The 26,413-nt window shown below is 71.3% G+C and carries 26 protein-coding genes; 16 read left to right on the top strand and 10 right to left on the bottom strand.

Annotation, left to right across the window (positions count from 1 at the left end; all coding sequences use genetic code 11):
* Positions 1–4 precede the first annotated feature (4 nt).
* The 10 genes from sufC (at position 5) to HCC61_RS18995 (ending at position 7,547) form a co-directional block, all read left to right on the top strand.
* Positions 5–769: a Fe-S cluster assembly ATPase SufC gene (gene sufC, locus HCC61_RS18950; protein WP_169136797.1), complete on the top strand. Its 765-nt coding sequence runs from the start codon at positions 5–7 to the stop codon at positions 767–769.
* 20 nt (positions 770–789) lie between these two features.
* The gene (locus HCC61_RS18955) at positions 790–2,046 is read left to right on the top strand and encodes a cysteine desulfurase (protein WP_169137036.1); all 1,257 of its coding nucleotides are present in this window, start codon (positions 790–792) and stop codon (positions 2,044–2,046) included.
* A gap of 43 nt (positions 2,047–2,089) precedes the next feature.
* On the top strand, positions 2,090–2,557 hold the full coding sequence (sufU, locus tag HCC61_RS18960; RefSeq protein WP_169136799.1) for a Fe-S cluster assembly sulfur transfer protein SufU: 468 nt from the start codon (positions 2,090–2,092) through the stop codon (positions 2,555–2,557).
* Positions 2,554–2,883 carry a metal-sulfur cluster assembly factor gene (locus tag HCC61_RS18965; protein ID WP_070012206.1) on the top strand — a complete coding sequence of 110 codons (330 nt, stop codon included), beginning with the start codon at positions 2,554–2,556 and terminating at the stop codon, positions 2,881–2,883. The genes sufU and HCC61_RS18965 overlap by 4 nt, the downstream gene beginning before the upstream one ends.
* Before the next feature lie 95 nt (positions 2,884–2,978).
* The gene (locus HCC61_RS18970; RefSeq protein WP_169136801.1) at positions 2,979–3,371 is read left to right on the top strand and encodes a VOC family protein; all 393 of its coding nucleotides are present in this window, start codon (positions 2,979–2,981) and stop codon (positions 3,369–3,371) included.
* Positions 3,372–3,423: 52 nt separating this feature from the next.
* Positions 3,424–3,744, top strand: coding sequence for a multidrug efflux SMR transporter (locus HCC61_RS18975; protein ID WP_169136803.1), 321 nt, complete (start codon positions 3,424–3,426; stop codon positions 3,742–3,744).
* Entirely contained in the window at positions 3,744–4,343 is a 600-nt protein-coding gene (locus HCC61_RS18980) for a TetR family transcriptional regulator (protein ID WP_169136805.1), read from the top strand. Before HCC61_RS18975 ends, HCC61_RS18980 begins: the two co-directional genes overlap by 1 nt.
* 49 nt (positions 4,344–4,392) lie before the next feature.
* Positions 4,393–5,400, top strand: coding sequence for a 2,3,4,5-tetrahydropyridine-2,6-dicarboxylate N-succinyltransferase (dapD, locus tag HCC61_RS18985; RefSeq protein ID WP_169136807.1), 1,008 nt, complete (start codon positions 4,393–4,395; stop codon positions 5,398–5,400).
* Positions 5,401–5,526: 126 nt separating this feature from the next.
* On the top strand, positions 5,527–6,384 hold the full coding sequence (locus HCC61_RS18990; protein ID WP_169136809.1) for a GNAT family N-acetyltransferase: 858 nt from the start codon (positions 5,527–5,529) through the stop codon (positions 6,382–6,384).
* A 155-nt stretch (positions 6,385–6,539) separates the two neighbouring features.
* Positions 6,540–7,547: an EI24 domain-containing protein gene (locus HCC61_RS18995; RefSeq protein WP_169136811.1), complete on the top strand. Its 1,008-nt coding sequence runs from the start codon at positions 6,540–6,542 to the stop codon at positions 7,545–7,547.
* Between the two features lie 100 nt (positions 7,548–7,647).
* Here HCC61_RS18995 and HCC61_RS19000 read toward each other — a convergent pair whose 3' ends face one another.
* A complete protein-coding gene (locus HCC61_RS19000) occupies positions 7,648–9,417 on the bottom strand; it encodes an endonuclease/exonuclease/phosphatase family protein (RefSeq protein ID WP_240969096.1) in 1,770 nt (589 codons plus the stop codon).
* A 373-nt stretch (positions 9,418–9,790) separates the two neighbouring features.
* On the opposite strand from HCC61_RS19000, the gene HCC61_RS19005 reads away from it, so the two are divergent.
* Positions 9,791–11,485, top strand: coding sequence for a hypothetical protein (locus HCC61_RS19005; protein ID WP_169136813.1), 1,695 nt, complete (start codon positions 9,791–9,793; stop codon positions 11,483–11,485).
* A gap of 240 nt (positions 11,486–11,725) precedes the next feature.
* On the opposite strand, the gene HCC61_RS19010 is transcribed toward HCC61_RS19005, so the two are convergent.
* The 3 genes from HCC61_RS19010 to HCC61_RS19020 all read right to left on the bottom strand — a co-directional run bounded on the left by HCC61_RS19010 (position 11,726) and on the right by HCC61_RS19020 (position 15,947).
* Positions 11,726–12,490: a crotonase/enoyl-CoA hydratase family protein gene (locus HCC61_RS19010; protein WP_169136814.1), complete on the bottom strand. Its 765-nt coding sequence runs from the start codon at positions 12,488–12,490 to the stop codon at positions 11,726–11,728.
* 513 nt (positions 12,491–13,003) lie between these two features.
* Complete coding sequence (locus tag HCC61_RS19015) at positions 13,004–14,401, bottom strand: NADP-dependent succinic semialdehyde dehydrogenase (protein ID WP_169136815.1); 1,398 nt, start codon at positions 14,399–14,401, stop codon at positions 13,004–13,006.
* 307 nt (positions 14,402–14,708) lie between these two features.
* Entirely contained in the window at positions 14,709–15,947 is a 1,239-nt protein-coding gene (locus HCC61_RS19020) for a TerD family protein (protein ID WP_169136816.1), read from the bottom strand.
* 174 nt (positions 15,948–16,121) lie between these two features.
* On the opposite strand from HCC61_RS19020, the gene HCC61_RS19025 reads away from it, so the two are divergent.
* Positions 16,122–17,036, top strand: a complete 915-nt coding sequence (locus HCC61_RS19025; protein ID WP_169136817.1) for a polysaccharide deacetylase family protein — start codon at positions 16,122–16,124, stop codon at positions 17,034–17,036.
* 73 nt (positions 17,037–17,109) lie between these two features.
* Here HCC61_RS19025 and HCC61_RS19030 read toward each other — a convergent pair whose 3' ends face one another.
* Together HCC61_RS19030 and HCC61_RS19035 are read right to left on the bottom strand one after the other, a co-directional pair.
* Complete coding sequence (locus tag HCC61_RS19030; RefSeq protein ID WP_169136818.1) at positions 17,110–17,439, bottom strand: GlsB/YeaQ/YmgE family stress response membrane protein; 330 nt, start codon at positions 17,437–17,439, stop codon at positions 17,110–17,112.
* 67 nt (positions 17,440–17,506) lie between these two features.
* Positions 17,507–18,322, bottom strand: a complete 816-nt coding sequence (locus tag HCC61_RS19035) for an NAD(P)-dependent oxidoreductase (protein ID WP_169136820.1) — start codon at positions 18,320–18,322, stop codon at positions 17,507–17,509.
* 290 nt (positions 18,323–18,612) lie between these two features.
* Here HCC61_RS19035 and HCC61_RS19040 point away from each other — a divergent pair, with 290 nt between their 5' ends.
* From HCC61_RS19040 to HCC61_RS19050, 3 genes are all read left to right on the top strand, one after another.
* On the top strand, positions 18,613–19,665 hold the full coding sequence (locus HCC61_RS19040; RefSeq protein ID WP_169136822.1) for a 5-dehydro-4-deoxyglucarate dehydratase: 1,053 nt from the start codon (positions 18,613–18,615) through the stop codon (positions 19,663–19,665).
* Positions 19,665–21,125, top strand: coding sequence for a hypothetical protein (locus tag HCC61_RS19045; RefSeq protein WP_169136824.1), 1,461 nt, complete (start codon positions 19,665–19,667; stop codon positions 21,123–21,125). Before HCC61_RS19040 ends, HCC61_RS19045 begins: the two co-directional genes overlap by 1 nt.
* A 107-nt stretch (positions 21,126–21,232) precedes the next feature.
* A complete protein-coding gene (locus HCC61_RS19050; protein ID WP_169136826.1) occupies positions 21,233–21,829 on the top strand; it encodes a carboxymuconolactone decarboxylase family protein in 597 nt (198 codons plus the stop codon).
* Between the two features lie 37 nt (positions 21,830–21,866).
* Here the strand turns inward: HCC61_RS19050 and HCC61_RS19055 are convergent, their stop codons facing one another.
* Complete coding sequence (locus tag HCC61_RS19055) at positions 21,867–22,262, bottom strand: DUF952 domain-containing protein (protein WP_169136828.1); 396 nt, start codon at positions 22,260–22,262, stop codon at positions 21,867–21,869.
* Positions 22,263–22,318: 56 nt separating this feature from the next.
* The gene (locus HCC61_RS19060; RefSeq protein ID WP_169136830.1) at positions 22,319–23,089 is read right to left on the bottom strand and encodes an IclR family transcriptional regulator; all 771 of its coding nucleotides are present in this window, start codon (positions 23,087–23,089) and stop codon (positions 22,319–22,321) included.
* Positions 23,090–23,210: 121 nt separating this feature from the next.
* On the opposite strand from HCC61_RS19060, the gene HCC61_RS19065 reads away from it, so the two are divergent.
* Positions 23,211–24,743: an aldehyde dehydrogenase (NADP(+)) gene (locus HCC61_RS19065; protein ID WP_169136832.1), complete on the top strand. Its 1,533-nt coding sequence runs from the start codon at positions 23,211–23,213 to the stop codon at positions 24,741–24,743.
* Positions 24,744–24,933: 190 nt separating this feature from the next.
* Here the strand turns inward: HCC61_RS19065 and thpD are convergent, their stop codons facing one another.
* A complete protein-coding gene (gene thpD / locus HCC61_RS19070) occupies positions 24,934–25,833 on the bottom strand; it encodes an ectoine hydroxylase (protein ID WP_169136834.1) in 900 nt (299 codons plus the stop codon).
* Between the two features lie 118 nt (positions 25,834–25,951).
* Positions 25,952–26,356: an ectoine synthase gene (locus HCC61_RS19075; RefSeq protein WP_169136836.1), complete on the bottom strand. Its 405-nt coding sequence runs from the start codon at positions 26,354–26,356 to the stop codon at positions 25,952–25,954.
* Positions 26,357–26,413: the final 57 nt, after the last annotated feature.

The raw sequence follows: 26,413 nt of genomic DNA on the forward strand, positions 1-26,413 counted from the left end.
CCCCATGGCAACGCTTGAGATCAACGACCTGCACGTCTCCGTGGAAACCGAGAACGGTCCCAACGAGATCCTGCGCGGCGTCGACCTGACCGTGAAGCAGGGCGAGACGCACGCGATCATGGGGCCGAACGGTTCCGGAAAGTCGACGCTCGCCTACTCCCTCGCCGGCCACCCCAAGTACACGATCACGGGCGGCTCGGTGACCCTGGACGGCGAGGACGTCCTGGAGATGACCCCCGACGAGCGCGCCCGCGCCGGCCTCTTCCTCGCCATGCAGTACCCGGTCGAGGTGCCCGGCGTCTCCGTCTCCAACTTCCTGCGTACGTCGGCCACGGCGCTGCGCGGCGAGGCGCCCAAGCTGCGGCTGTGGGTGAAGGAGGTCAAGGAGGCCATGGAGCGCCTCCAGATCGACCCGTCCTTCGCCGAGCGGAACGTCAACGAGGGCTTCTCCGGCGGTGAGAAGAAGCGGCACGAGATCCTCCAGCTGGAGCTTCTCAAGCCGAGGATCGCGATCCTCGACGAGACCGACTCCGGCCTCGACGTCGACGCGCTGCGGGTCGTCTCCGAGGGCGTCAACCGCGTCCGTGAGAACGGCGAGGTCGGCACCATGCTGATCACCCACTACACGCGCATCCTGCGCTACATCAAGCCCGACCACGTGCACGTCTTCGCCAAGGGCCGGATCGCCGAGTCCGGCGGCCCGGAGCTGGCCGACAAGCTGGAGGAAGAGGGCTACGAGGCGTATGTGAAGGGAGGCGCCGCTTCGTGAGCGACGTGACGCTTCCGGGTCTGCTCGCTGGATCTGATCGACTACTGGGCGAGGCGATCCGCAAGGACTTCCCGATCCTGGACCGTACGGTCCACGACGGGCAGAAGCTCGTGTACCTGGACAACGCGGCCTCTTCCCAGAAGCCGCGCCAGGTGCTCGACGCCGTGAGCGACTACTACGAGCGGCATCACGCCAACGTCCACCGCGGCGTGCACGTGCTCGCCGAGGAGGCCACGGCGCTGTACGAGGGCGCGCGGGACAAGGTCGCCGCCTTCATCAACGCGCCCAGCCGCGACGAGGTCGTCTTCACCAAGAACGCCTCGGAGTCGCTCAACCTCGTGGCGAACATGCTGGGTTGGGCCGACGAGCCCTACCGCGTGCAGCACGACACCGAGATCGTGATCACGGAGATGGAGCACCACTCCAACATCGTTCCGTGGCAGCTGCTTTCGCAGCGTACGGGCGCGAAGCTGAAGTGGTTCGGCCTCACCGACGACGGCAGGCTCGACCTGACGGCCGTGGACGAGGTCATCACCGAGAAGACCAAGGTCGTCTCCTTCACGCTCGTCTCCAACATCATGGGCACGATCAACCCGGTCGAGACGATCGTGCGGCGTGCCCAGGAGGTCGGCGCCCTCGTGGTCATCGACGCCTCCCAGGCCGCGCCGCACATGGTGCTGGACGTGCAGGCGCTCCAGGCCGACTTCGTGGCCTTCACCGGGCACAAGATGTGCGGCCCGACGGGCATCGGCGTGCTGTGGGGCAGGCAGGAGCTGCTGGACGACCTGCCGCCGTTCCTCGGCGGCGGCGAGATGATCGAGACGGTCACGATGCACTCGTCGACCTACGCGCCCGCCCCGCACAAGTTCGAGGCGGGCACCCCGCCGATCGCGCAGGCGGTCGGTCTCGGCGCGGCCGTCGACTATCTCTCGGCCATCGGCATGGACAGGATCCAGGAGCACGAGCACGCGCTGACCGAGTACGCCGTGAGCAGGCTGAGCGAGATCCCCGACCTGCGTTTCATCGGCCCCACCACGGCCGAGGACCGCGGCGCCGCGATCTCCTTCACGCTCGGGGACATCCACCCGCACGACGTGGGCCAGGTGCTCGACGAGCTGGGCATCGCCGTCCGCGTGGGACACCACTGCGCACGGCCTGTCTGTCTGCGGTACGGAATTCCTGCGACCACGCGGGCGTCGTTCTATCTGTACTCCACGCCGGCCGAGGTGGACGCCCTGGCCGAGGGTGTGGAGCACGTACGGAACTTCTTCGCCTAGGACGACGGCGCGGCCGCAGAGGACTGGACGGACGGACTGACTCGTGAAGCTGGACTCCATGTACCAGGAAGTGATCCTGGACCACTACAAGAACCCGCACGGCAAGGGCCTGCGTGAGGGCGACGCCGAGGTGCACCACGTCAACCCGACGTGCGGTGACGAGATCACCCTGCGTGTGCGCTACGACGGCGAGACGATCAGCGACGTCAGCTACGAGGGGCAGGGCTGCTCCATCAGCCAGGCCAGCGCCTCGGTGCTCAACGAGCTGCTGGTCGGCAAGGAGCTGGACCAGGCTCGCACCATCCAGGAGACCTTCCTGGAGCTGATGCAGTCCAGGGGGCAGATCGAGCCGGACGACGCCATGGAGGACGTGCTGGAGGACGCCGTCGCCTTCGCCGGGGTCTCGAAGTACCCGGCGCGTGTGAAGTGTGCTCTGCTGAGCTGGATGGCTTGGAAGGACGCCACCGCCCAGGCGCTGGGCGAGGACTCGGTAAAGGAGAGGACCGCATGACCGAGACCACCGCGAAGCCCGCGAGCGAGGACGAGGTCCGTGAGGCGCTGCTCGACGTGGTCGACCCGGAGCTGGGCATCGACGTCGTCAACCTGGGCCTGATCTACGGGGTCCACATCGACGAGTCGAACATCGCGACCATCGACATGACGCTCACCTCGGCGGCCTGTCCGCTGACGGACGTCATCGAGGACCAGGCGAAGTCCGCGACCGAGGGCATCGTCGACGAGCTGAAGATCAACTGGGTCTGGATGCCCCCGTGGGGCCCGGACAAGATCACCGACGACGGACGCGAGCAGCTGCGGGCGCTGGGCTTCAACGTCTGAGCGGCGCGGGCCGAGCGCGTCCCCCGCCCCCGCCCCGCCCTTGTCCGTAGACGAATTCGAGTGCGCCGACGGCCATGGCCCCAGATGCTGGGGCCATGGCCGTTTCGCTGCACCACATCATCGTCGACGCTCACGATCTGCCGGGTCTGGCGGCCTTCTGGTGCCGGGTCCTCGACTGGCGGGTGCTCTCCGAGAAGGAGCGCGAAGTCATCATCGGGACCGACCCGTCCGCCCCGACGGGCATCTGCTTCATGCCGGTGACGGAGCGCAAGACCGTCAAGAACAGGCTGCACCTCGACCTCGCCCCCGACGACCAGGAGGCCGAGGTCGAGCGGCTTGTCGCGCTCGGCGCCCGGCGGATCGACATCGGTCAGGGCGGGGAGAGGTCGTGGGTGGTCCTGGCCGATCCGGAGGGCAACGAGTTCTGCGTGCTGCGGCCGCGCAGGAACCTCGTGGAGTTCGTGGAGTTCGCGGATCGTCGTCCGTAAAAGACCGAGTTGTTGTGTACGGCCGTACACAACGTTGTGTACGCTCGTACGCATGGTCTATGTGACGCTCGCCGCCGCGATCATGGCGGAGGTGCTTGGCACCACCGCCATGAAGTACAGCGACGGCTTCAGCAAGCTGCTCCCCTCCCTGATCACCGCCGTCAGCTACGCGGTGGCGTTCATACTGCTCGCGCAGACGCTGAAGTCGATGGCGGTCGGCACCGCCTATGCCATCTGGGCCGGTGTCGGCACCGCCGCCATCGCCGCCATCGGCATCACCTTCATCGGGGAGTCGGTGACGCTGCTGAAGATCACCGGGATCGTGCTGGTCATCCTCGGCGTCGTCGTGCTCAACCTCGGAGGGATCCACTGATGGCTGCCCGCGCCCGCCGGTACGACCCCGAGCGCCGCCGGCGCATCATCGAGGCCGCCATCCGCATCGTCGAGCTCAAGGGCATAGCGGCGCTCAGCCACCGCACCGTGGCGGCGGAGGCGGGCGTGCCGCTGGGGTCCACCACGTACCACTTCGCGGGTCTCGACGACCTGCTCGTCGCCGCTCTGGAACAGGTCAGCGGCGGGCCTCGCGGCGCCATGAAGGACTGGGACGAGGCGCTGCTGGCAGGCGAGGGCGGGCCGGCGCTCGCCGACGCGCTCACGCGCCTGCTGGAGGAGTACGCACACGGGGGCCGTGGCCGTATCCGCCTGGAGTACGAGCTCTACCTCGCGGCTCTGCGCCGCCCGGCGCTCCAGCCCGTCGCCGCCGCGTGGCTGGACGAGATGACCGACGTCATCGGCCGCCACACCCCGGACGCCGCCACGGCCCGCGTGCTGGTGGCGCTGATCGACGGGCTGCTGCTCCAACTGCTGCTCACGGACCGGTCGTTCGACCGCGAGGCGGTCCGCACGGCGCTCGCGCGCGTCACGGGCGGGAGCGAGCTTCCGCGGCAGCCTCCGGAGGCGGATATTCCGTGACCTGGGACCGGTTGGCCCCGCCCGTGCCAGGGCGGATAACGTGCCAGGCATGACGCAAGCAGCCACCCCAACCCGTACCACCGGCGCCGTCGCCGTCGGCCTCGCCACGATCTCCCGCGGAGGCGACGGCGAGGAGACGGTGCTCGACACCTGGTTCCCGGCACCCGAGCTGGTCCAGGCCCCCGAAGGACCCGCCGGAAGCGAGCGGCTCAGCCCGGAGCGCGCCGCCGAGGCGCTCGGCGAGGCCGCTCCGCAGGCGCTGGGCGAGGACCCGGTGCGCGGGGTCGAGACCGTGGCCGTGCGTACGGTCATCGGCTCGCTCGACGACAAGCCCGCGGACACCCACGACGTCTATCTGCGTCTGCACCTGCTCAGCCACCGTCTCGTACGGCCGCATGGGCTGAACCTGGAGGGCCAGTTCGGGCTGCTCGCCAACGTCGCCTGGACCAGCCTCGGTCCCGTCGCCGTCGACCGGCTGGAGCAGGCCCGGCTCGCGGCGCGCGCGGCGGGCAGGCACCTGAGCGTCACCAGCGTCGACAAGTTCCCGCGCATGACCGACTACGTCGCGCCCAAGGGCGTGCGCATCGCCGACGCCGACCGCGCCCGGCTCGGTGCGCACCTCGCCGAGGGCACCACCGTCATGCACGAGGGCTTCGTCAACTTCAACGCGGGCACGCTCGGCACGTCCATGGTGGAGGGCCGCATCAGCGCGGGCGTCGTGGTCGGCGACGGCTCCGACATCGGCGGCGGCGCGTCGATCATGGGCACGCTCTCCGGCGGCGGCAAGGAGACCATCTCCATCGGGGAGCGCTGCCTGCTCGGCGCCGAGGCCGGCATCGGGGTCTCGCTCGGCGACGACTGCGTCGTGGAGGCGGGGCTGTACGTCACGGCCGGTACGCGGGTCTCCCTGCCGGACGGGAAGATCGTCAAGGCGCTGGAGCTCTCCGGCGCGGACAACCTTCTCTTCCGCCGCAATTCGACGACCGGGAAGGTCGAGGTCATCCAGCGCAGCGGCTCGTGGGGCGGGCTCAACGAGGCGCTGCACAGCCACAACTGACGTGGCGGCGCTCTGACTTGGGGACGGGAACGGTGGCGGGGACGGGACGGAACGGCGGCGGCCGCCGGTCCGGCCGCCGGCGGAAATTCGGCTGCCGGGATGCCTCGGGGCGGACGAGAATGCGGCATGGCATGGACAACGACGTCTGACATGGGGGCGTTCGAGAACGCCACGGGTGCCTTCCTGCGCTCCCGGCCCGCCGAGCACACCATTCTGCTGACCCTCGTGGAGCGACTGCGTCATCAGGGGCCGGACGCCTTCGGTGACGCCCCGGCGGAGTTCGGGTGGTGGCCGGAGCAGGACGGCACCGCGACAGGAGCGTTCCTGAGGACGCCGCCTCGTGGACTCGTCCTGACCCGCCTGCCGAATGCAGCACGCCGACCGCTCGCCGAGGCATATCTCCGCCAACAGCCCTGCCTGGCCGGGGTCTTCGGGCCCGAGGATGTGGCGCTGTCCTTCGCCCGCACATGGGCGGGCCTCACCGGAACCGGCTGGCGCCTGCGACGCGCTGAACGCCTCTACCGTCTGGCACGGTTGCAGCCGCCCGCCGTCCCCGCGGACGGTTTCGGGCGTATCGCGGAGGCGGCCGACCGGGCGCTGCTCGTCGACTGGTGGGCGGCGTTCAGCTCCGAACTCGACCGGTCCCATCGGGAGGACGCGGCCCGCTCGGTGGAGGACCGCCTGTCCTACGGCGGGCTGATGCTCTGGGAGGACGGCGGGAAGCCGGTGTCGCTGGCGGGCGTGAGCCGCACCGCGGCGGGCACGGCGCGGATCGGTCCCGTCTTCACACCCGAGCCTCTGCGGGGCCGCGGCTACGCCTCCGCGGTCACCGCCACGCTGTCGCGGCGGACGCTGGAGGCGGGAGTGCGGGACGTGCTGCTCTTCACCGATCTCGCCAACCCCACGAGCAACGCCCTTTATCAGCGCATCGGTTACCGCGAAGTCGCTGACTTCGCCGAGGTGGACTTCGTGCCGGGGGAATGACCGCGGGTGCGGGTGCGGGTGCCGGTGCCGGTGCCGGGGAGTGATCGCCGGTGCGGGTACCGATGCCGGTGCCGCGGGAATGACCGCCGTCGCCGCTTCCGCGTGCGCTCCACGGGGCGGTATCCCGGTACCGCGGGCCGTCTAGGCTTGCGGGCATGGGTGATCTCGCCGCGGGGATGCGGTACTTGGGACGTGGGCAGCGGTGGGTATTCGGCCACGGGCGGTGGTTCGGCTTCGGGCTGCTGCCCGCGCTGGTGGCCCTCGTCCTCTACGTCGCCGCCCTCACCGCCCTCGCCTTCTTCTCCGACGACATCGCCGCCTGGGCCACGCCCTTCGCCGACGGCTGGGGCGAGCCGTGGCGGGACTCGCTGCGGATCCTGTTCGCGGTGCTGCTGTGGCTGGCCGCGCTGCTGCTGTCGGTGCTGACCTTCACCGCCGTGACGCTCGTGATCGGCGACCCCTTCTACGAGAAGCTGTCGGAGCAGGTCGAGGAGCAGGAGGGAGGCGCGCCCCGTGGCCCGGAGCTCCCCATGTGGCGTGAGGCGTGGATCTCCCTCTGCGACAGCCTCTATGTGCTGCGGCGGATGCTGTTCTTCACCGTTCCGCTCTTCTTCCTCGGCTTCCTTCCGGTCGTCGGACAGACCTTGGTTCCGGCGCTCGGCTTCTGCGTCTCGGGCTTCTTCCTCACCCTGGAGCTGGTCTCGGTGGCCATGCAGCGCCGCGGGATCTCCGTACGGGAGAGGCTGCGCATGCTGCGTACGCGCAGGGCGCTGGCGCTCGGCTTCGGCGTACCACTGGTCCTGGCGTTCCTGGTGCCGCTCGTCGCGGTGCTGCTGATGCCGGGCGCGGTCGCGGGCGCGGCGCTGCTCGTAAGGGACCTGACGGGCGAGGACGAGGGGCGGGACGCGGATGACGGCGAGGGGGACGACGGCGAGGACCGGGACGGCGAGGGCCGGGACGGTCACCGTCATGACGGTCATGGCGGTGAGGGCCAGGCCGATCCGGGTCGGTACGGCGGTGGCCGGGGCGCGGTGGGCCCGCCGGCGGCGGAGGCGTCCTCAGCGCACGCCCCCGGACCCGGCGCTCCCAAGTCCCCTTCCCCTGCGCCGGATCCGGTCCGGGACCCGCGGCTGGGCCCCTGGACTCGCGGGGGCCCTCGCTAGGCAGGCACTCGAAGCCAGGTCACGCCCAACGCCGGCGGGTGCCCCACCCTCAAGGGCACCCGCCGGCGGGCCGGAGCGCGGTTCGGCGTGCTGTCGCGGCTTACCGCTTGAGGCGGATCACCGACGGGTCGTGGTCGCTGGCCTGGTCGTGGAACTCGGCGTTGATGTGCACGATGTCGTAGTCGACCTTGCCCGTGCCGGGACTGGTCACCGCGTGGTCGAGGACCTGGGAGTTGCCGTTGAAGACGTAGCCGTAGCGCTCGTCGGCGGGCAGTCCGTTCATGGGGCTGGTGAAGACGCCGCCCTTGCGCATGGCGTCCAGGCTGGGGGAGAAGGGGAAGTCGTTGAAGTCGCCGGCCGCGATGAGGGTCGCCTTCTTGTCGACCGACTCGACCTTCTCGGCGAAGGAGTTGACGAGTTTCGCCTGTGCCGTGCGCTGCTTCTCCGACTCACGCGTGGGCGGCTGGAAGCGGCCCTCCATCGGCTGGTCGCCGCCCTTGGAGCTGAAGTGGTTGGCCACGACGAAGACTTGGCGGCCCTTGAAGCGGAACTCGCCTGCCAGCGGCTTCCGGCTGTCCTTCCAGGCCTCCTCCTGCGGGGAGATGCGCCCCGGGTTGGCGGACAGCTTCGCCTTGCCGCCGTCGCCGGTCACCTTGACCGCCGTGGTCGCGTCGCCGCCCTTGCGGTCGGTGAAGTCGACCCGGCCGGGGTTGTAGAGGAACGCGACGCGGATGTTGCCGCCGGGCTCGCCGCCGTCGGCGTTGTTCTCGGGGCTGATCTGGCGCGACTCGTACGCGGGGCCGCCGGCCTTCTTGATGGCCGCGGTCAGCTTGTCGAGGGTCTTCCCGGCGGAGACCGTGCCGTCGTCGTCGGGGCCCGAGTCGTCCTGCACCTCTTCCAGGGCGACGACGTCGGGGGAGGCGAGGTTGCGCACGAGCGCCTCGGAGAGCCGGTCGAACTTGGCGGCGTCGCTCTTGGGCGAGAGGTTCTCCACGTTGTAGGTGGCGACGGCGAGTTCGTCCTTGCCCTGCTTGGTGGTCTTCTCCCGCTTGAGCTTGTTGTCCTTCAACTTGCCCATGGTGGTGGCCCGTACGGTGTAGCCGCCGAAGTTGTCGTAGTCGACCGGCCCCTCCGTGGTGCCGCTCAGGGCGTCGCCGACGTCGGCCTTCGGGAACGGGTGCTCCTCGCGCGGCAGCAGCGAACTGACCTTCATGCGGGCGCCGTTCTGCTGGTCGTAGCCGCCGTAGATGGTGCCGCCGCGCGGTGTCGGGTTCTCATCCGGGTCGGCGGTCACCCACAGCTCGTCGTACTCCGTGGTGGGGCCGGTCACCGGCGCGTCCTTCAGTCCGGCGCGCATGCCTTCGAGTGATTCGTAGAGGTCCAGGGCGTGCTTCTTCGGCTGGAGCTTCAGCGACTCGATGTTCCCGTCGTCGCCCTTGCCTTCGGGCGCGTACGAGTCCGGTACGCGGTCCGCGTTCAGGGCGGTGGCCTTGGGCAGCTTCTGCTTCGCCTTGGACGCGGCCTTCCACTCGGCGTCGGTGAGCTGTGTCACCGACTGGGCGCCGGCTTCCTCGCCGCCCGGGTAGTACTCGGCGACCTTGCCGGATATCCGTATGGAGTCGCCGGCTTCGACGTCGGGGGTCTCCTCGCCGGTGAAGACGAAGATCCCCTCGCTGGTGGCGGGGTCGTCGTCGGGCTTCGGGTCCTGGAGCCAGAAGCCCTGTGCCTTGCCGAAGCCGCGCACGGCCGTGACGACACCGGGCACATCCGTGACCTGCTTGCCCGCGAGGGGCGAGACGCGGGTGTCGCCCTGGATGTCGTGGATACGTGCTTCCTCGGCCGTGTTGCCGGACGCGGAGACGGCGGTCATGACGAGCAGTGTGGAGCCGCACACCGCCGCGACGGTGAGGGCCGAGGTACGGGCGAGACGGGACAACGGTGCCTCCGGTGGGGGGTGGCGGGCGAACTCTCCCGGTCCGGGCGCCATTACGGACCGGTAATCTCTACGCGCGTAAAAGTCTGTCGTGCTCTCCTCACTTGTCAAGCGGATGCCGGACCATTGAGTACAAGCGCACCGCAACTCCGGTGCGGGCGGCGCCCGGTGGCACTCAGAGTCGCGGAACGGTCACCCACGGGTGGGAGGTTCGCGGGCGCGCGATTCGGGCAGCACGGGACACTCCCGTCTACGCTGGGGGCCGCAGCTTTCCCGCAACGTGCAGCCCCCGTAGGAGATGAACGCGCTGATGTCCGGTGAACCGACCGGTGGCGACCGCCCCGCAGCCATGCCGCCCGTGCGGCTGTCCTCCGAATCCGAACTCGCGCGGGACGCACTGGCCGCACCGCTCTTCCAATGGGCCGCACGGCTCGCCGTCTGGGCCGGAGCGGAGGGCGGCACCGGGGGCGGTACCGGGGGCGTCGGCGGGGAGGGCGCGGAGGGCGTGCCCGTCGGCGCGGGAGGCGAGCTGCTCGCGCCCCAGTTGAAGGAGGCGGTCGCCCATCTCGGGCTCTCCGACGACGAGGACGGGGAGATGCACACGGCGCAGGCGTGGCAACTCGCCGTCGACGTGGGCCTGTTGGACGTGGAGGACGACGAGGCGGCCGGGGCTGACGAGGCGGACGGCGACGGCGCGGCCGGTGGGGAAGCCGGTGACGCGGAGGGCGGCGCGGACGGCGGGCCGGACGAGGGCGGTGGCGACGGAGGGGGCGACGGCGGCACCGCCGGTCAGGCCCCGTCCCTCACCGAGGAGCCGGTGGGCACCGCACGCCCGGGCCCCGAACTCGCCCTGCTCCGCGGCGAAGGCGCCCCCGGGGACGTACTGGAGATCTGGCAGGGCGGCATGGAGAGCGTGCTGGCCGACGCCGCGACCCCGAGCTTCGAGGACCTCATCGGCGGTCTCGAGGACGTCACCGGTGAGGACGGCCAGATCGACCCGGAGGCCATCGACCTCGACTCCCTCGACTGGAATCCGGAGCAGGAGGCCGACTTCCTGGACGGCGCACTCGGCAATCTCTACGTGCTGACCGCCACCGACCAGGCCGTGTCCGCCGGTGCGATGGTGCCGCTGCCGGTGCTCGCCGCGTCCATGATCGTCCCGGACGACATGGAGGAGCCCACCGACGCCGTGCTGGAAGAGGTCTCGGCGGCGATGATGAAGCTCGACGAGCAGTTCCGGATGCTCGCGCCCACCGGGCTCGTCGAATACCAGCCCGTCGACGAGGCGTTGACCGAGGAGACCGACGAGGACGTGGAGCTGCCGGAGACCCCCGACGACGAGGACGTCTCCCGCTACGGCATGGTCCGGCTGACTCCGCTCGGCATCCACGGTGTGCGCGTACGCCTGCTGGAGGCGGGCGCCGAGGCGCCGGCCGTCGGCGACCTCGCGGACGCGGACGCGGAGAAGCTGCTCGGTGCCCTGATCGCCTACACCGAGGAGAACGCGCAGGCCGAGATCGAGTCCTGGCTCGCCGCCCGTACGCCGCTCCGGTCCGCACGCGAACTGCTCTCGGCGGCCCGCGGCACCGACGAGGACGCGCCGTCCCGCCGCCTCGCATGCCAGCAGGCCCTCTCGCTCATCGGCACGGACGCGGAACCGGCGCTGCGCGATGTGCTGGAGGACCGGCAGCTGGGCGGACTGGCGCGGGTGTGGCTCGTCGAGCACGGCGCGACCGATGTCCCGCAGCCGGACGAGGAGATGGTCTTCTGGCTGACCGTGGACACGATCGCCGCGCAGCTGGCCACCGCGGGCGAGGCGGACGAACTCCGGGAACTGGTACGGGGGTTGGTCGACCAGCACGCGGGCTTCTTCGACAAGGCGTGGAAGGTCGACCATCCGGCGACGGGCCACGTCCTGGAGGCGATGGGCCGCGTGCATCCCGACAAGCAGACGGCGAAGGACGCCCGCAAGGCGGCCTTCAAGGCGCGCAGCCGGCTGAACTGAACGCGGCGAACGGGCCCCCGGCCCCCCGGTTCCGGGCCGCGGGTCCCGAGCCATGGGCCGCGGGTGCGCCCTGCGCTCAGTGCACGTCGACCGCGAGCGCGTAGATGGTTACCCCCTGTGCAGCACAGGGTGCCCGGGATGAGCCACGGGGGCAACTTCTCGCGGAACGCGGGCAGTTGACGGGCAGGCGGGCGCCAGAGCGGTGCGCGCGCGGTGCGTGGGTCGCCGCGCCCCGTCCGGTCAGATCGACTCGAAGTCCCCGTGGCGGCCCGCGCCCGCCGCGAAACGGGCCACTCCCTCCGCGGCCTCCAGCAACGCGGCCTGTCCGTGCCGGAGTTCGCGGGTCATCGCCCCTTCCTCGGACAGGCCCTCCTGCTCGTGCACCGAGGCGAGGTCGCCGCGCAGGCAGGTCTGCGGGAACCGGGCGAGCCCTGCCGCGAGTTCCTCGGCCGCGGCCCTGGACTCGCCGTGCGGCACGAGCCGGTTGGCGAGCCCCATGTCGTACGCCTCGGACGCGGGCACCGGACGGCCGGTGAGGATGAGGTCGAGGGCACGGCTCTGCCCGATCAGGCGTGGCAGGCGTACGGTCCCGCCGTCGATCAGGGGCACGCCCCAGCGCCGGCAGAAGACACCGAAGACGGCGTCCTCCTCGGCGATCCGCATGTCGCACCAGAGGGCGAGTTCGAGGCCGCCGGCGACCGCGTGGCCGCTGACCGCCGCGATCACGGGCTTCGTCAGGCGCAGCCGGGTGGGGCCCATCGGCCCGTCGCCGTCCGGCGCGACACGGTTGGCGCGGTCGGTCCCGATGGCCTTGAGGTCCGCTCCGGCGCAGAACGTGCCGCCCTCGCCCCACAGGACCGCGACCAGCGCGTCCGGGTCGGCCTCGAAGTCACGGAAGGCTCTGGCGAGCCGGGACGCGGTGTCGCCGTCGACGGCGTTGCGCGCTTCGGGTCTGGAGAGGACGACGGTGGTGACCGGTCCCTGCTTCTCGGTACGTACTGCCATGGCGACCTCCGGTGGGGGACGGCGGACGGTGACAGCCGGCGGTGCGGCGCGGGCGGCTGTGAGAGCGCTGCCGAGACTACCGGCGGTCCCGCCGGAGGCGGGTGGGGGAGAGCGGAGACGGCGGACGGGCGCGCGTGAAGCGGCAGCTTCTCATGTCGCTGCCTCACGTCGGGCCCTCATGTCGCTGCAACTTGTCGCTGCCTCATGTCGCTGCATCGCGACGCCGCCTGCCCGCCGGGGACGGGGCGGCCATCCGGGGCGGCGCCGTCGCCATCGGGGCGCGCGCACCGGCCCGGCCGATACGGCAGAGGCCGGGCGAGCGGACCTCCCGCCGGCGACGCGGTCCCGCGTCGACGGCGGAGCCGTGCGGTCCGCCCGCCCGGTCCCCGCCGGACCCGGTGTGCTTCCCACCGGCCCGGCCCCTCTCGTACGTCCGCCTCCCGTACGTCCGCGTCTCATACGTCCGAAGCGTCGAGGCGTCCCGTACGACTCAGGGGCCGGACACCACCAGTGTCACTCTTCCGGGCCGAACCACACCGTGGTCGCGTTGCAGAACTCCCGGATGCCGTGCCCGGCCAGCTCCCGTCCGTAGCCGGAGCGTTTGACGCCGCCGAAGGGCATGCCGGGGTGCGAGGCGGTCATGCCGTTGAAGAAGACGCCGCCCGCCTCCAGATCGCGGGTGAGCCGCTCCTGCTCGGCGGAGTCGCGCGTCCAGGCGTTGGAACTCAGGCCGAACGACGTGCCGTTGGCCAGCTCGACGGCCTCGTCCAGGCCGTCCACGCGGTAGACGGTGGCGACCGGTCCGAACGCCTCCTCGCGGTGGATCCTCATCTCGTCGGTGACGCCGGTGAGTACCGTCGGCTCGTAGTACCAGCCGTCGGGCAGGTGCAGCGGGCGTCCGCCGCCGCACAGGGCCGTGGCACCGCGCCGCGTCGCGTCGTCGACCAGCTCCTCCAGGTCGGAGCGTCCCTGCGCGCTGGAGAGCGGCCCGACGTCGGTGTCGTCCGCCATGGGGTCGCCGACCTTCAGCGCGGACATCCGCTCCACGAAGCGGGCCGTGAACGTCTCGTAGACGTCCGTGTGCACGATGAAGCGCTTGGCCGCGATGCAGGACTGCCCGGCGTTCTGCACGCGGGCGGTGACGGCCGTCCGCACGGCCTTGTCCAGATCGGCCGAGGGCAGCACCAAGTAGGGGTCGCTGCCGCCGAGTTCGAGCACCGTCTTCTTGATCTCGTCCCCGGCGATCGAGGCGACCGAGCGGCCCGCCGGCTCGCTGCCGGTGAGGGTGGCGGCCACGACCCGGTCGTCGCGCAGCAGGTCGGCGACCGCGCCCGAGCCGACGAGGAGGGTCTGGAAGACGCCCTCGGCGAATCCGGCGCGGCGGAAGAGCTCCTCCAGATACAGCGCCGTCTGCGGCACGTTCGACGCGTGCTTGAGCAGGCCGGTGTTGCCGGCCATGAGGGCGGGCGCCGCGAAGCGCACGACCTGCCAGAGCGGGAAGTTCCACGGCATGACCGCCAGTACCGGGCCCAGCGGCCGGTAGCGCACGAAGGCCCGCACCCCGCCCGAGTCCTTCACGTCACCGGGCGCCGGATGCTCGTCGGCGAGCTGTGCCTCGGCGTGCTCGGCGTACCACCGCATCGCCTTGACGCACTTGGCGGCCTCGGCGCGGGCGGCCGCGAGGGGCTTGCCCATCTCCGTCGTCATCATGCGGGCGACGGCGTCCTGGTCCTCCTCCAGCAGGTCCGCGGCCCGGTGCATGAGCGCGGAGCGCTGCGCGAAGCCGGTGAGGCGGTGTTCGCGGTAGGCGCGGTCCGCCCTGATGAGCCGCTCCTCGATCTCGCCGGCGTTGAGCGGTTCGAAAGTCTTCAGCGTCTCGCCCGTGGCCGGATTCACCGTGGCGATGGCCATGTGAGCGCCTCCTTCGGCTGCTTGATGCGTGCCTGTACGGGTGCCGGTACGTGTCCCTGTGCGTACGTGCTCGTGCCTCTGCACGTACACGTACTCGCCCGTGCTTGTACCTGTACGTGCTTGTACCTGTACGTGCCTGTACGTATGCCCGCACGCGTGCGTGCGTCTGCGCGCGTACGTCGCGACGCACCCGAAGCGCTCCGGAAACCGCGCGCGGGCGCTCGCGACGGCCCCGGAGCGCACACGCGTCCGCACCCTCGCGGTACCCCGGATCCGCTCCGTTAGGCCGGAGCAGGCGCCCCGCGGCTCACAGCGCGGCGCCGCCCGGCTTGACCATCCCGCGGACGGTACGGGAGTCGACGTACTCGCCGAGCGCGGTCATGTCCCACTCGCCGGAGAACTGCCGCACGAGCTTGCACATCAGCACGCCGGTGCGCGGCTCGGCGTTGGTGAGGTCGAAGCGGACCAGCTCCTGTCCGCTGGCGGCGTCGACGAGGCGGCAGTACGCCTTGGCCACCTCGCTGAACTTCTGCCCCGAGAAGGAGTTGACGGTGAAGACCAGGCCCGTGACCTGCGGGGGAAGGTCCCCGAGATGGACGGTGATGGATTCGTCGTCGCCCTCGCCCTCGCCCGTGAGGTTGTCGCCGGAGTGCTGCACGACGCCGTTGAGGATGACGAGCTTGCCGAAGTAGCAGGCGTCGACCTTGTTGCGCCCGGCGTCGTAGGCGATGACGGACGCGTCCAGGTCGACCTCCTTCGCCCGGCGGCCCGCTCGGAACACCGGCTCCCAGCCCAGGCCCATCCGGACGCTCGTGAGCACTGGGCGGCCGCCCTTGGTGAGCGAGACCGTCTGGTTCTTCTGGAGGCTGACCTTGCCCTTGTCCAGATTGATCTTCCCGGCTCCGGCCTGGGGAGCGGCAGCGGCGGGGGACGGGGACTGCGCGGCCTGGGTGGCGGGCGTGGGCGGCGGCGCGGGCTGCGCCTGCGGTGCCTGCGGGGGCGGAGCCGGCTGAGGTGCGGGCGCCGGCGCCGGTGTGGCCACCGGTGCGGCGGGCTCCTCCACATTGACCCCGAAGTCGGTGGCGATGCCGCCGAGTCCGTCGGCGTAGCCCTGGCCCACGGCCCGTACCTTCCAGGCGTTGCCCCGCCGGTAGACCTCGACCACGACGAGCGCCGTCTCGCTGCCGAGCGAGGGCGGGGTGAAGGTCGCGATCACCTCCTGCGTGGCGGCGTCCCGGAGGGTGGCGGTCGGCTCCATGCCCGCGAAGGTGGCGCCGGGGGCGTCGGGGCTGGCCGTGACCACGACCTTCTGCACATCCGCCGGCACCTTGCCGGTGTCGACCGTGATGGTGTCGGCGGCACCGCTGCTGTGCGTCACGCCGGGGCCCGCCGGCTGGTTGTAGAAGACGAAGTCGTCGTCGGAGCGGACCTTTCCGTTCTCACCGAGGAGGAGTCCTGAGACGTCCAGCCGGGACGGTGCGGTCACCTCCACGGCCACCTGGGCCGTGCCGAGCGGGATGTTCGAGCCGGGAGTCATTGCCGTCATGCCGGTCGTAACGAGCGGCCGCGCTTTGCGGTTCCTTTGCCGGAGCGCCGTGGCGCGGGTTCGCCGTGCTTTAACAGAGGCGGTCCCGTGCACGGCGGAGATCGGCTGAGGCATACGAGTGGTGTCACCCAGCGAACATGTGTGACTACTCTCCGGCGTGGCAGTACGTCCGGCATGACTTCTGAATCACGAACGAGAGCGAACGGCAGCGCGCACACCAACACGAGACGCGTCTTCCTCGGCGGACTGCTCATAGCCGGCGCGTGCGCCGCGAACCGCGCGCACGCCACAGGCGGCGGCCCCGGGACCGGCGGCGCCGTCGACGCGAAGGGCGCCTCCTGGCACGCACTGCGGCACGGGCGGCCGGCGGCGGCCCGTGCCGGGACGCCGCAGTCCTACCGGCTGCGGCCCGAGACGGGCGAGATCCACGCGAGAGCACGCGGAAGCACCGACGTCGCCTACACGCTGGACGCCGGGAAGCGGAAGAAGCAGGAGATAGCCCTCACCTTCGACGACGGCCCCGATCCCGTCTACACGCCACAGGTGCTGGAGGTGCTGCGCCGTCACCGCGTGCGGGCCACGTTCTGCGTCATAGGCACGGAGGCCGCCGCCAACTCCTGGCTGCTGAAGGCCATATCGGACGCCGGCCACGAGATAGCCAACCACTCCTGGAGCCATCCGCAGCTGACCCGGATGCGACCCCGCGAGGTCCGTGAACAGCTGGCCCGCACCTGCGACGTCGTCGACAAGGCCGTGGGCGCCCCGCCCACCCTGGCGCGCGCCCCCTTCGGCGACTGGAACGAGCGGACGCTGGAGATATCCGCCTCCCTCGGCATGAGCCCGCTGGGCTGGTCCGTCGACACGTGCGACTGGAAGGAACCCGGGACGCGGGAGATCACCTCGACCGTCCTGAAGACCGTGCGGCCGGGGGCGATCCTGCTCTCCCACGACGGCGGCGGAAACCGCTCGCAGACCGTCGCCGCGCTGCGCGACTACCTTCCCCGGCTGATCGACTCCGGCTACACGCCCGTACTGCCGTCCCGCACCGACGTGTTCGAGAAACGTACGGGGAAGGGCTGGGGCGGCTGAAGCGGGCGCCGGAGTCCTCGGGAGCACACCGCCGTGGGTACCGCCGTGGCTCCGCCCCGCCGGGCCCCGGGTCTCAGCGGCGGCGCTCCCGTGAGTGCCCGAAGAAGATCCGGTATCCGATCAGCAGCACCAGCGAACCGGCGACCGCCGAGACCCACAGCGCCGGGTCGACGAAGTCGTGGTCCACCGAGCGGTCCAGGAAGGTGGAGGAGAGCCAGCCGCCGATGAACGCGCCCGCGATGCCGATGAGGATGGTGCCGAACAGACCGCCCGGGTCGCGGCCCGGCAGGATGACCTTGGCGACGGTGCCCGCGATGAGCCCCAGGATCAGCCAGCTGATCAGCCCCGAGTCCACGAGCCCCGACAACGCGGTGTCCGGATCGGTGTCTGCGACGAAGTACATGCTGGTGCCCTCCCCGTGAGCGGCCTGGGTGATCGGTACGGGTCCATCATGCCCCCCGACTCCCTTTTCAGTGCGGCCAGATGGGAGGCCGTGTGCAGAAGTGCCCGCCGAGACGGGCGTGTTCGGGGTCGGCCGGGTCCGGTTCCCCCTGCTTTGCGATGAGTTCGTCCGCGTACGGCTCGGAGTCGTCCTGTGGCTCGTAGCCGAGCGCGCGGGCCGTGGAAAGGTCCCACCACAGGCGGGTGTTGGCGGAGGAGCCGTAGGCGACGGTGTGGCCGACGTCCGGTGCGGTGAGCGCCGCATGGAAGAGCCGGGCCCCGTCGGCGGGGCTGAGCCACAGCGAGAGCATCCGCACGGAGGTCGGCTCGGGGAAGCAGGAGCCGATGCGTACGGAGACGGTCTCGATGCCGTGCAGGTCCCAGTAGAGCTGGGCGAGGTCCTCGCCGAAGGACTTGGAGAGCCCGTAGTAGGTGTCGGGGCGGTGCGGGGTGTCCACGGGGATGAGGGGGCCGCCGTCGGCCGGGCGCGGGGTGAAGCCCACGGCGTGATTGGAGGAGGCGAAGACGACGCGGCGCACGCCCTCTTCGCGTGCGGCCTCGTAGAGCCGGTAGGCGCCCTCGATGTTGGAGTGGAGGATCTTCTCGAAGGGGGCTTCCAGCGAGATCCCCGCGAGGTGGACGATCGCGTCGACGCCCTTTACGGCCTCGCGCAGCGCCGCCGCGTCCGTCAAGTCGGCCGTGACGGCGGCGGGTTCGCCCTCGACGGGGCGGAGGTCGAAGAGGCGCAGCCGGTATCCATATCCGGGGAGCAGCCCGCGCATCAGGGTGCCGAGGCCGCCGGCGGCGCCGGTGAGCAGAACGGTGCGAGGGCGGGCGGCGGTCATCGGCGGGATCTCCGTCCGTAGACAAGGTTCATATATGGGGACACGCTATGGAGCGGGGCGCTGCGGCGTCAAGATTGCGGGGTGTGCGGCGGGCCCGGACGGGGCTCCGTTCACCACGGGTTCTTCGGCGAGCGGCGCGCTTGACCGGCCAGGATGGACTGGCCTACGGTTAGCTGGTTCAAGAATATAGACGCAGATCAGAAACGTGTACAGGTTCGTGTACGGATGCGGGGGTGCGGTCCGCGTGCCTCCGTGGCCCGCTTCCGTACCGGCCCGAGCAGGAGCGCGCAATGACCTCACCCTCCTCGTCCTCCTCCGCGGCGGCGCCGCAGCAGCCGCGTCCCCTCGCAGAGCGCCTGGACGGGCTGCTCTTCTTCCCGGTCACGGCCTACGGCCCGGACGGCGCGGTCGACCTCGACGCCTTCCGCGCGCACGTGCGCGCGGGCCTGGACGCGGGCGCCGGAGCCGTCTTCGCGTGCTGCGGCACCGGAGAGTTCCATGCGCTTGAGCCGGGGGAGTACGGCGAGGTCGTGGCCGCGGCCGTGGACGAGGCGGGGGGCCGGGTGCCCGTCGTCGCCGGTACGGGCTACGGCACGGCGCTCGCCCGGCACTTCGCGTCGATCGCCGAACAGGCGGGCGCGGACGGGCTGCTGGCGATGCCGCCCTACCTCGTCGTCCCCTCGCAGGAGGGCCTGCTGGAGCACTACACCGCGCTCGCGGGATCGACGGGCCTGGACGTCATCGTCTACCAGCGCGACAACGCCGTCTTCGCTCCGTCCACCGTGGCGCGGCTCGCACGCACTCCCGGCGTCATCGGCCTCAAGGACGGCTACGGCGACCTCGACCTGATGCAGCGCATCATCAGCACCGTCCGCACGGAGGCGGGGGAGGAGGCCGCGGGCGCCTTCCGCTACTTCAACGGGCTGCCCACCGCGGAGCAGACCGGCCTCGCCTACCGCAGCCTCGGCGTGACGCTCTACTCCTCCGCGGTCTTCTGCTTCGCACCGGAGATCGCCCTCGCCTTCCACCGCGCGCTCACCACGGGCGACGACGCGTCCGTCAACCGCCTGCTCGACGGCTTCTTCCGCCCCCTCGTCGAGCTGCGCGACCGGGGCCGCGGATACGCCGTGTCGCTGGTGAAGGCGGGCGTGCGGCTGCGCGGACTGGACGTGGGCGAGGTGCGTCCCCCGCTGAGCGAACCGTCACCGGCCCATCTGAAGGAGCTGGCCGAACTGATCGAGCGCGGGCTCGAGTTGGCGGCCGGCACCGGCACCGGCACCGGCACCGGCACCGGCACAGGCACAGGCACAGGCACAGGCACAGGCACCGGCGGATCCCGCTGATGCGCGCCGGAGCGTTCCTCTACCCGTGGGACGTCGTGGGCGATCCGGAGGCCGCGCCGCGCCTCGCGTCCCTGGGCGTCCGCCAGGCCACGCTCGCCTCGGCCTATCACTCCGTACGCGCCCTCACGCCCCGCCACCCCGGCCGCCGCGTCGTCACAGCCCGGCACTCCGCGGTGCTCTACCCGCCCGACGCGGAACGCTGGAGCGGGCGGGCGCTGCGTCCGTACGAGCAGGGCTGGATCGACTGCGAGGACCCGGGCGGCCCGTACGGCGAGGCGGCCCGCGCCCTGAGCGAGGCCGGGATCGAGGTGCACTCCTGGGTGGTGCTCGCGCACAACTCCCGCCTCGGCGAGGAGCACGCGCACATCACCGTCCGCAACGCATACGGCGACCGCTACGCCTGGGCGCCGTGCGTCGCCCGTCCCGAAGTGCGCGAGTACCTCGTTGCGTTGGCCGGGGAGGCCGCGGTGCGTCCGTACACGAGCGGTACGGAGCTGGAGTCGTGCGGCTGGTACGGGCTGGCGCATCTGCACGCTCACGACAAGACCGGGGGAGCCCGGCTGGACGGCGCCGCCCAGTACCTGATGTCGCTGTGCTTCTGCGAGGTGTGCGTGGCCGGGTACGCCGGGCTCGGCGCCGATCCGGAGGAGCTGCGGGCCCGGGTGAAGGGCGCGCTGGAGCCCGTGTGGAGCGGCGCCGCCCCGCGTACCGGTGCCGGTACGGGTCTGGAGGCGGCCGATGCGGACCGGACCCGCGAGGGCGAGTGGCTGCGGGTGGCCGGGCTGCTGGGCGCGGACGCTGCGGCGGTCTGCGCGTCCTGGCGTGCGGAGGCCGCGCGGCGATTGCGACGGGAGGCCGTCGCGGCGGTACGTACGGCGGCCGCCGCCCGTGCCTCCGCCGGTACCGCGGGCGTCCGTACGGCCACGGCACCGGCCGCCGGGCCGGACTTCAGGGTGATGCTGCACGCCGATCCGGCGCCGCACCGGCTCGGCGCGAACGCGGGCGTGGCCCCCGCCCAGGCGGTGGAGGACGCGGACGGCGTGGTGGTCCCGTGCGGGGGAGGAGCCGCCGAACGGGCCGAAGCGCTCGGCCCGTTCGCGGAGGCGGCCGAGGCGGCCGAGGCAGCCGGGGTGGCTGGCGCGGCCGGAGCGAGAGCCGCGGAGGAGTCAGGGCCCGGGGCAGGGCGCGTGCCCGGGCGCGAAGCGGGCGACGGATCCGGATCCGGGTCCGGGTCCGGGACCGGGACCGGGATCCGCGGGAGGTTCACCGTCGCCGCCAACTTCACCGTCGTCTCCGGCATGGGCGGCTCGCCGCACACCCTCGCCGCCGACGCCGCACACGCCCGCGACCTGGGCGCCGCCGAGCTGCGGCTCTACCATGCGGGCCTGGCCCCCGACGCCGACCTCGCGGCCGTCGGGCAGGCCCTGCGCGAACTGGCCTCGCCGCACACGGCCGGGTGACCCGTCGGCGCGTGTCACATCCGCGCGCCCCGCCCCGTCGTAGACGTGTCAGCCGGGGCACACGGTCCGGCAGGACGACGCGAACCAGGGACGAAGGAGCACCGGTCATGGCACGCATCTCGCTCGACCCGCCGCGCAGCGCCATGCTGCGCATCGCCGCGTGGTACTCCCGCCGCAAGTACGGCAAGGTCATGGACCCGCTGCGGGCCGCGGGGCACAACCCGAAGGTGCTGGGCGCCGTGAGCCTCTACGAGTCGCGCGTCGCGAAGTGGCGGGCCCTCGACCCCGGTCTGAAGCACATCGCCGAGCTGGTCACCGCCTCCCGCATCGGCTGCTCCTGGTGCGTGGACTTCGGATACTGGCTCGCCGACGACCTGGGCATGCCGATGGAGAAGATCCGTTACGTGCCTGCCTGGCGGGAGCACCGCGAGCGCTTCACCGAACTGGAGCTGCTCGTCATGGAGTTCGCCGAGGCGATGACGGAGACCGAGCCCGCCGTGACCGACGGGATGACGCGGGAGCTGATCGGCAGGCTGGGCGAACCGGCCTTCGTCGAGCTGACCGCGATCGTGGCCGTGGAGAACCACCGGTCCCGCATCAACGCCGCGCTGGGGCTGGTCGGTCAGGGCTTCTCCGACCAGTGCGCGGTGCGGCCCGTGGAGCCCGCGGGGAAGGGCGGCGCTTCCGGACCGGCGGACTCCTGACGGCTGGGGCTCGCGCGCCGGAACGCTGCGCCGCGGCTCAACTGCCCCCGGACACCGGCGTGTCCCAGCTCCACGCCTCCTCGGCGACGACCGCCGAGACGGGCAACGGCCCGTAGATGTGCGGGAATTCCTCGACGGCGCCGCCGTCCGGCGTCCCGCTGCCGCCGTCGTCGGCACAGGCGGCGGCAGGCTCCGGCGCCTCGTAACGGACGGGCACGGAGAGCCGTTCGCTGTCGATGACGAGCAGCACGAGCTCGGCCGGGTCCCAGCCGCCGTACAACATGCGTGCCACTGGCGGCAGTTGGTGGCGCTGCGAACAGTGGATGAAGCCGACCTCGGCCAGGGTGTGGCCGCGCGTGGACATCTCGTACGTGCCCGACTCGCGGGCCGCCTCCCAGAGGGACCGCTCCGTCAGGTGCAACAACTCAGCCATGCCGCCAAGTTACCCTCCGGCGGGCGCCGCTCACCCGTCGCCGGGGTGCCTCCGTCTCACAGCCGCCGCGTCGCCAGCGTCAGCCGGTCCCGTGCGTCGAAGAGCGCGTCCTTGATCGTCTGCTCGTGCGCCGGGGTGAGTCTGGCGACCGGCACCGAGCAGCTGATGGCGTCCCGCGCCGGCGTCCGGTAGGGGATGGCCACGCCGAAGCAGCGAAGTCCGAGCGTGTTCTCCTCGCGGTCGACGGCGTAGCCCTGCTCACGTACGAGCGCCAGCTCCTCGATCAGCGCCTCGCGGTCGGTGAGGGTGTTCTCGGTGAGCGAGGAGAGCGTCTCCGGGAGCATCTTGCGCACCTGCTCGTCGTCGTACGTGGCGAGCAGCGCCTTGCCCAGGGAGGTGGAGTGGGCGGGCAGCCGCCGCCCCACGCGCGTGAAGGGACGCAGATAGTGCTGCGACTGGCGGGTGGCGAGATAGACGACGTTCGTGCCGTCCAGCCGCGCCATGTGAATGGTCTCCGTGGTGTCGTCGGAGAGCCGGTCGAGGGTGGGCCGGGCCGCGGCCACCGCCTCGTCGCCGTCGATGTAGGAGGTCCCGACCAGCAGGGCGCGTACGCCGATCCCGTACCGTGTGCCCGTGGCGTCGGTCTCCACCCAGCCCAGATCGACAAGCGTGCGAAGCAGCATGTAGAGACTGGACTTGGGATAGCCGACGGCTTCCTGGACATCGGCGAGGGAGTGCATCCCCGGCCGTCCCGCGAAGAACTCCAGCAGCTCCACAGTGCGCACGGCCGACTTGACCTGCGATGCGCTCGTCTCGCCAGCTGACATCGTCCTTGACCCCTCTGTTGCGGCGCTCCTAGGCTCCCCGGCAGGTTCACTGACAGAGATGTTGTTCAGCATATCGAACGGCCTCTCTGCGGAGACAAGCACGCGGCAGGAGGAAATCACGGTGGCAGCAGCACCAGTGTGGAGCGTCGACCCCCGGACCGGAAACCGGCGTGAACAGGTCGGCACGGAGGCCACACCCGGCGACGTGGACGCGGCCGTACGGGCGGCGAACGCCGCCAGGGAGCCGCTCGCCGACCGCACCGTGCGCGCGGCCCTGCTCCGCGCGGCCGCCGCGCAGCTCGACGCGGCGAGCGAGGACATCCTCGCCGCGGCCGACGCGGAGACCGCGCTCGGGCGGCCCCGGCTCACCGGTGAACTGGCCCGTACGCAGGCGCAGTTGCGTGCCTTCGCCGACGAGATCGAGGACGGCGCGTACCTGGGCGTCACCATCAACCACAAGGACGCGGACGCGACGCCGCCCTGCCCCGACCTGCGCCGCTACAAGATCCCGCTCGGCGTCGTCGCCGTCTACGCGGCCTCCAACTTCCCGCTCGCCTTCTCCGTGCCGGGCGGCGACACCGCCAGCGCCCTCGCCGCGGGCTGCCCCGTGGTGGTCAAGGCGCACCCGGACCACCCGGCGACGTCCGAGCTGACGGGTGCGGCGCTGCGCCGTGCCGCGGCCGAAGTCGGGCTTCCCGAGGACGTGTTGAGCGTCGTGCACGGCTTCGAGGCCGGTGTCGAGCTCGTCAAGCACCCGCTGGTGGCCGCCGCGGGCTTCACCGGTTCCGTACGCGGCGGGCGCGCCCTCTTCGACGCCGCCGCGTCACGTCCCGCACCCATCCCCTTCCACGGCGAACTCGGCTCGCTCAACCCCGTCGTGGTCACGAGCGCGGCGGCGGCCGAGCGCGCCGAGCAGATCGGCGAGGGGCTGGCCGGGTCGATGACCATGGGCACCGGCCAGTTCTGCACCAAGCCGGGCTTCGTGCTCGTGCCGGAGGGCGAGTCGGGCGACCGGCTGCTGGAGGCGCTGCGGGAGGCCGTGAGCAAGTCCGCGCAGGGGCCGCTGCTGGACGGCGGCATGCGGGACGCCTTCCTCGCCGGTCTCGGCGCCCGTGCGGGACTCGACGGAGTGGAGGCGCCCGTGGCCGGCGGCCCGGGCGACGACGAGCACTCGGTGAGCGCCGGATTCCTCACCGTCGCCGCGGAGAGGCTCGGACAGCAGCAGTACGAGCTGCTGCTGGAGGAGTGCTTCGGCCCCGTCACGGTCATCGCGCGCTACCAGGACGACGACGAGGTCACCGCGGCCCTCTCCCGGCTGCCCGGCAACCTCACCGCGACCGTGCACCTCGGCGAGGCCGAGTCCGCGGGCGAGGGCGGCCGTGGCGCAAGGCTGCTGGCGGCGCTGACGCCGCTCGCCGGCCGCGTACTGGTCGACGGCTGGCCCACGGGCGTCGCCGTCGCACCCGCGCAGCACCACGGCGGCCCGTATCCGGCCACGACCTCCACGTCGACATCGGTGGGGGCGACGGCGATCGAGCGCTGGCTGCGGCCCGTCGCCTACCAGGACGCGCCCGAGGCGCTGCTGCCGCCGGAGCTGCACGATGCGAACCCGCTGGGGCTGCCGCGGCGTGTGGACGGACGCCGGGAGAACTGAACCACGCGCGTGTAAGTCGCCTCGTTCGGGCCGCTGCCGGGGCCGTTCCGGGACCTCGCTCCGGGACGCCGTTCCGGGACCCGAAGAAGCCCGGAACGGGCCCGAAGAGTGCGGAGAAAAGCCGAAAAGGGGGGAGACCGCAGCGCGCGGCCTCCCCCTCTTCAGCGTGTGCGGAGCGTGACGCCCCGCATCACCTCACGGGGTTGAATTCGCGCGCCCCGATGAAGTCGGGACGGCGGACCGGCGCGGCGAAGGGCTCCAGGGCCTCGTTCTCCACGCTGTTGAAGACGATGAAAACATTGCTCCGCGGATACGGAGTGATGTTGTCACCGCTCCCGTGCATGCAGTTGCAGTCGAACCAGGTCGCGGAGCCGGCATCGCCCGTGAAGAGCTTGATGCCGTGTGCGTCGGCGAACTTGGCCAGGGACTCGTCGGAGGGAGTCCCCGCGTCCTGCATCTGCAAGGACTTCTTGTAGTTGTCCTTCGGCGTCTCGCCCGCGCAGCCGAGGAAGGTCTTGTGTGACCCCGGCATGATCATCAGGCCGCCGTTGGTGTCGTAGTTCCGTGTCAGTGCGATCGAGACCGAGACGGTATGCATCTGCGGAAGACCGTCTTCCGCGTGCCAGGTCTCGAAGTCGGAGTGCCAGTAGAAGCCAGTGGCACCGAAGCCGGGCTTGACGTTGATCCTGGACTGGTGGACGTAGACGTCCGAGCCCAGGATCTGTCGAGCCCGGCCCACAACACGCGGGTCCCGCACCAGGCCGGCGAAGACCTCGCTGATCTTGTGCACCTCGAACACGGTCCGGATCTCGTCCGACTGGGGCTCGACGATCGAGCGCTCGTCGGCACGGATCTCCGGATCCGTGGTGAGCCGTTCCAGTTCCCTGCGGTACGTCTCGACCTCATCGGGGGTGATGAGCTGATCGACCGCGAGGAACCCGTCCCGCTCGTAGTCCGCCAGATCCGCGGCCGCGATGGGCCCCGGAGCACCCGCGCCGGACCACACGACGGGGTCCATGCGTGGGGTGGCCACCTCGGTGGCTCCCCGAGTCGGGTACAGGTCGGCGGTGCGCTCGGGTGCGGTGGTCATGGTGTTGCCTTCCTCTCCTCTCGTACGGCCCTGTTCGGTGGGCGAGCGGCCGAAGCCGCGGGCGGCGCCGGAGCCGCCGGACGAGCCTGAGCAGGCCGAGCCGTGACGGGCTCAGTCGTCAGGCATCGTCAGGCTCTGTGAGAAGCGGATAGACGCCGTTCTCGTCGTGATCTTCCCGGCCCGTTACGGGCGGATTGAAGACACAGATGCACCGGAAGTCGGTAATCGGGCGCATTGTGTGCTTCTCGTGCCCGTCGAGCAGATACATGGTGCCGGGGGTGATCAGATGCTTCTCACCGGTCTCATCGTTGGTGAGTTCGGACTCGCCCTCTACGCAGAGTACGGCTTCGATGTGGTTTGCGTACCACATGGAAGTCTTCGTCCCGGCGTACAGCACGGTCTCGTGCAGGGAGAAGCCCACACGCTCCTTCGCCAGCACGATCCGCTTGCTTTCCCAGGTGCCGGATGCGGATTTGATGTGACGGTCGGTGTTCTCGATGTCCTTGAAAGAACGAACAATCACGTTCTGACTGACCTTTCTCTATTCATTACGGGGTCGGCCCGCCCCGGTCGCAACCGG

Origin of the sequence: Streptomyces sp. HNM0575, assembly GCF_012726265.1 — a bacterium.
GTDB lineage: Bacteria > Actinomycetota > Actinomycetes > Streptomycetales > Streptomycetaceae > Streptomyces.

What these genes read in the sequence shown, in the direction of transcription:
- sufC (WP_169136797.1), top strand. Translation starts at nt 5, where the DNA reads ATGGCAACGCTTGAGATCAACGACCTGCACGTCTCCGTGGAAACCGAG.
- HCC61_RS18965 (WP_070012206.1), top strand. Translation starts at nt 2,554, where the DNA reads ATGACCGAGACCACCGCGAAGCCCGCGAGCGAGGACGAGGTCCGTGAG.
- HCC61_RS18970 (WP_169136801.1), top strand. Translation starts at nt 2,979, where the DNA reads ATGGCCGTTTCGCTGCACCACATCATCGTCGACGCTCACGATCTGCCG.
- HCC61_RS18975 (WP_169136803.1), top strand. Translation starts at nt 3,424, where the DNA reads ATGGTCTATGTGACGCTCGCCGCCGCGATCATGGCGGAGGTGCTTGGC.
- HCC61_RS18980 (WP_169136805.1), top strand. Translation starts at nt 3,744, where the DNA reads ATGGCTGCCCGCGCCCGCCGGTACGACCCCGAGCGCCGCCGGCGCATC.
- dapD (WP_169136807.1), top strand. Translation starts at nt 4,393, where the DNA reads ATGACGCAAGCAGCCACCCCAACCCGTACCACCGGCGCCGTCGCCGTC.
- HCC61_RS18990 (WP_169136809.1), top strand. Translation starts at nt 5,527, where the DNA reads ATGGCATGGACAACGACGTCTGACATGGGGGCGTTCGAGAACGCCACG.
- HCC61_RS18995 (WP_169136811.1), top strand. Translation starts at nt 6,540, where the DNA reads ATGGGTGATCTCGCCGCGGGGATGCGGTACTTGGGACGTGGGCAGCGG.
- HCC61_RS19000 (WP_240969096.1), bottom strand. Translation starts at nt 9,417, where the DNA reads ATGACCGCCGTCTCCGCGTCCGGCAACACGGCCGAGGAAGCACGTATC.
- HCC61_RS19005 (WP_169136813.1), top strand. Translation starts at nt 9,791, where the DNA reads ATGTCCGGTGAACCGACCGGTGGCGACCGCCCCGCAGCCATGCCGCCC.
- HCC61_RS19010 (WP_169136814.1), bottom strand. Translation starts at nt 12,490, where the DNA reads ATGGCAGTACGTACCGAGAAGCAGGGACCGGTCACCACCGTCGTCCTC.
- HCC61_RS19015 (WP_169136815.1), bottom strand. Translation starts at nt 14,401, where the DNA reads ATGGCCATCGCCACGGTGAATCCGGCCACGGGCGAGACGCTGAAGACT.
- HCC61_RS19020 (WP_169136816.1), bottom strand. Translation starts at nt 15,947, where the DNA reads ATGACGGCAATGACTCCCGGCTCGAACATCCCGCTCGGCACGGCCCAG.
- HCC61_RS19025 (WP_169136817.1), top strand. Translation starts at nt 16,122, where the DNA reads ATGACTTCTGAATCACGAACGAGAGCGAACGGCAGCGCGCACACCAAC.
- HCC61_RS19030 (WP_169136818.1), bottom strand. Translation starts at nt 17,439, where the DNA reads ATGTACTTCGTCGCAGACACCGATCCGGACACCGCGTTGTCGGGGCTC.
- HCC61_RS19035 (WP_169136820.1), bottom strand. Translation starts at nt 18,322, where the DNA reads ATGACCGCCGCCCGCCCTCGCACCGTTCTGCTCACCGGCGCCGCCGGC.
- HCC61_RS19040 (WP_169136822.1), top strand. Translation starts at nt 18,613, where the DNA reads ATGACCTCACCCTCCTCGTCCTCCTCCGCGGCGGCGCCGCAGCAGCCG.
- HCC61_RS19045 (WP_169136824.1), top strand. Translation starts at nt 19,665, where the DNA reads ATGCGCGCCGGAGCGTTCCTCTACCCGTGGGACGTCGTGGGCGATCCG.
- HCC61_RS19050 (WP_169136826.1), top strand. Translation starts at nt 21,233, where the DNA reads ATGGCACGCATCTCGCTCGACCCGCCGCGCAGCGCCATGCTGCGCATC.
- HCC61_RS19055 (WP_169136828.1), bottom strand. Translation starts at nt 22,262, where the DNA reads ATGGCTGAGTTGTTGCACCTGACGGAGCGGTCCCTCTGGGAGGCGGCC.
- HCC61_RS19060 (WP_169136830.1), bottom strand. Translation starts at nt 23,089, where the DNA reads ATGTCAGCTGGCGAGACGAGCGCATCGCAGGTCAAGTCGGCCGTGCGC.
- thpD (WP_169136834.1), bottom strand. Translation starts at nt 25,833, where the DNA reads ATGACCACCGCACCCGAGCGCACCGCCGACCTGTACCCGACTCGGGGA.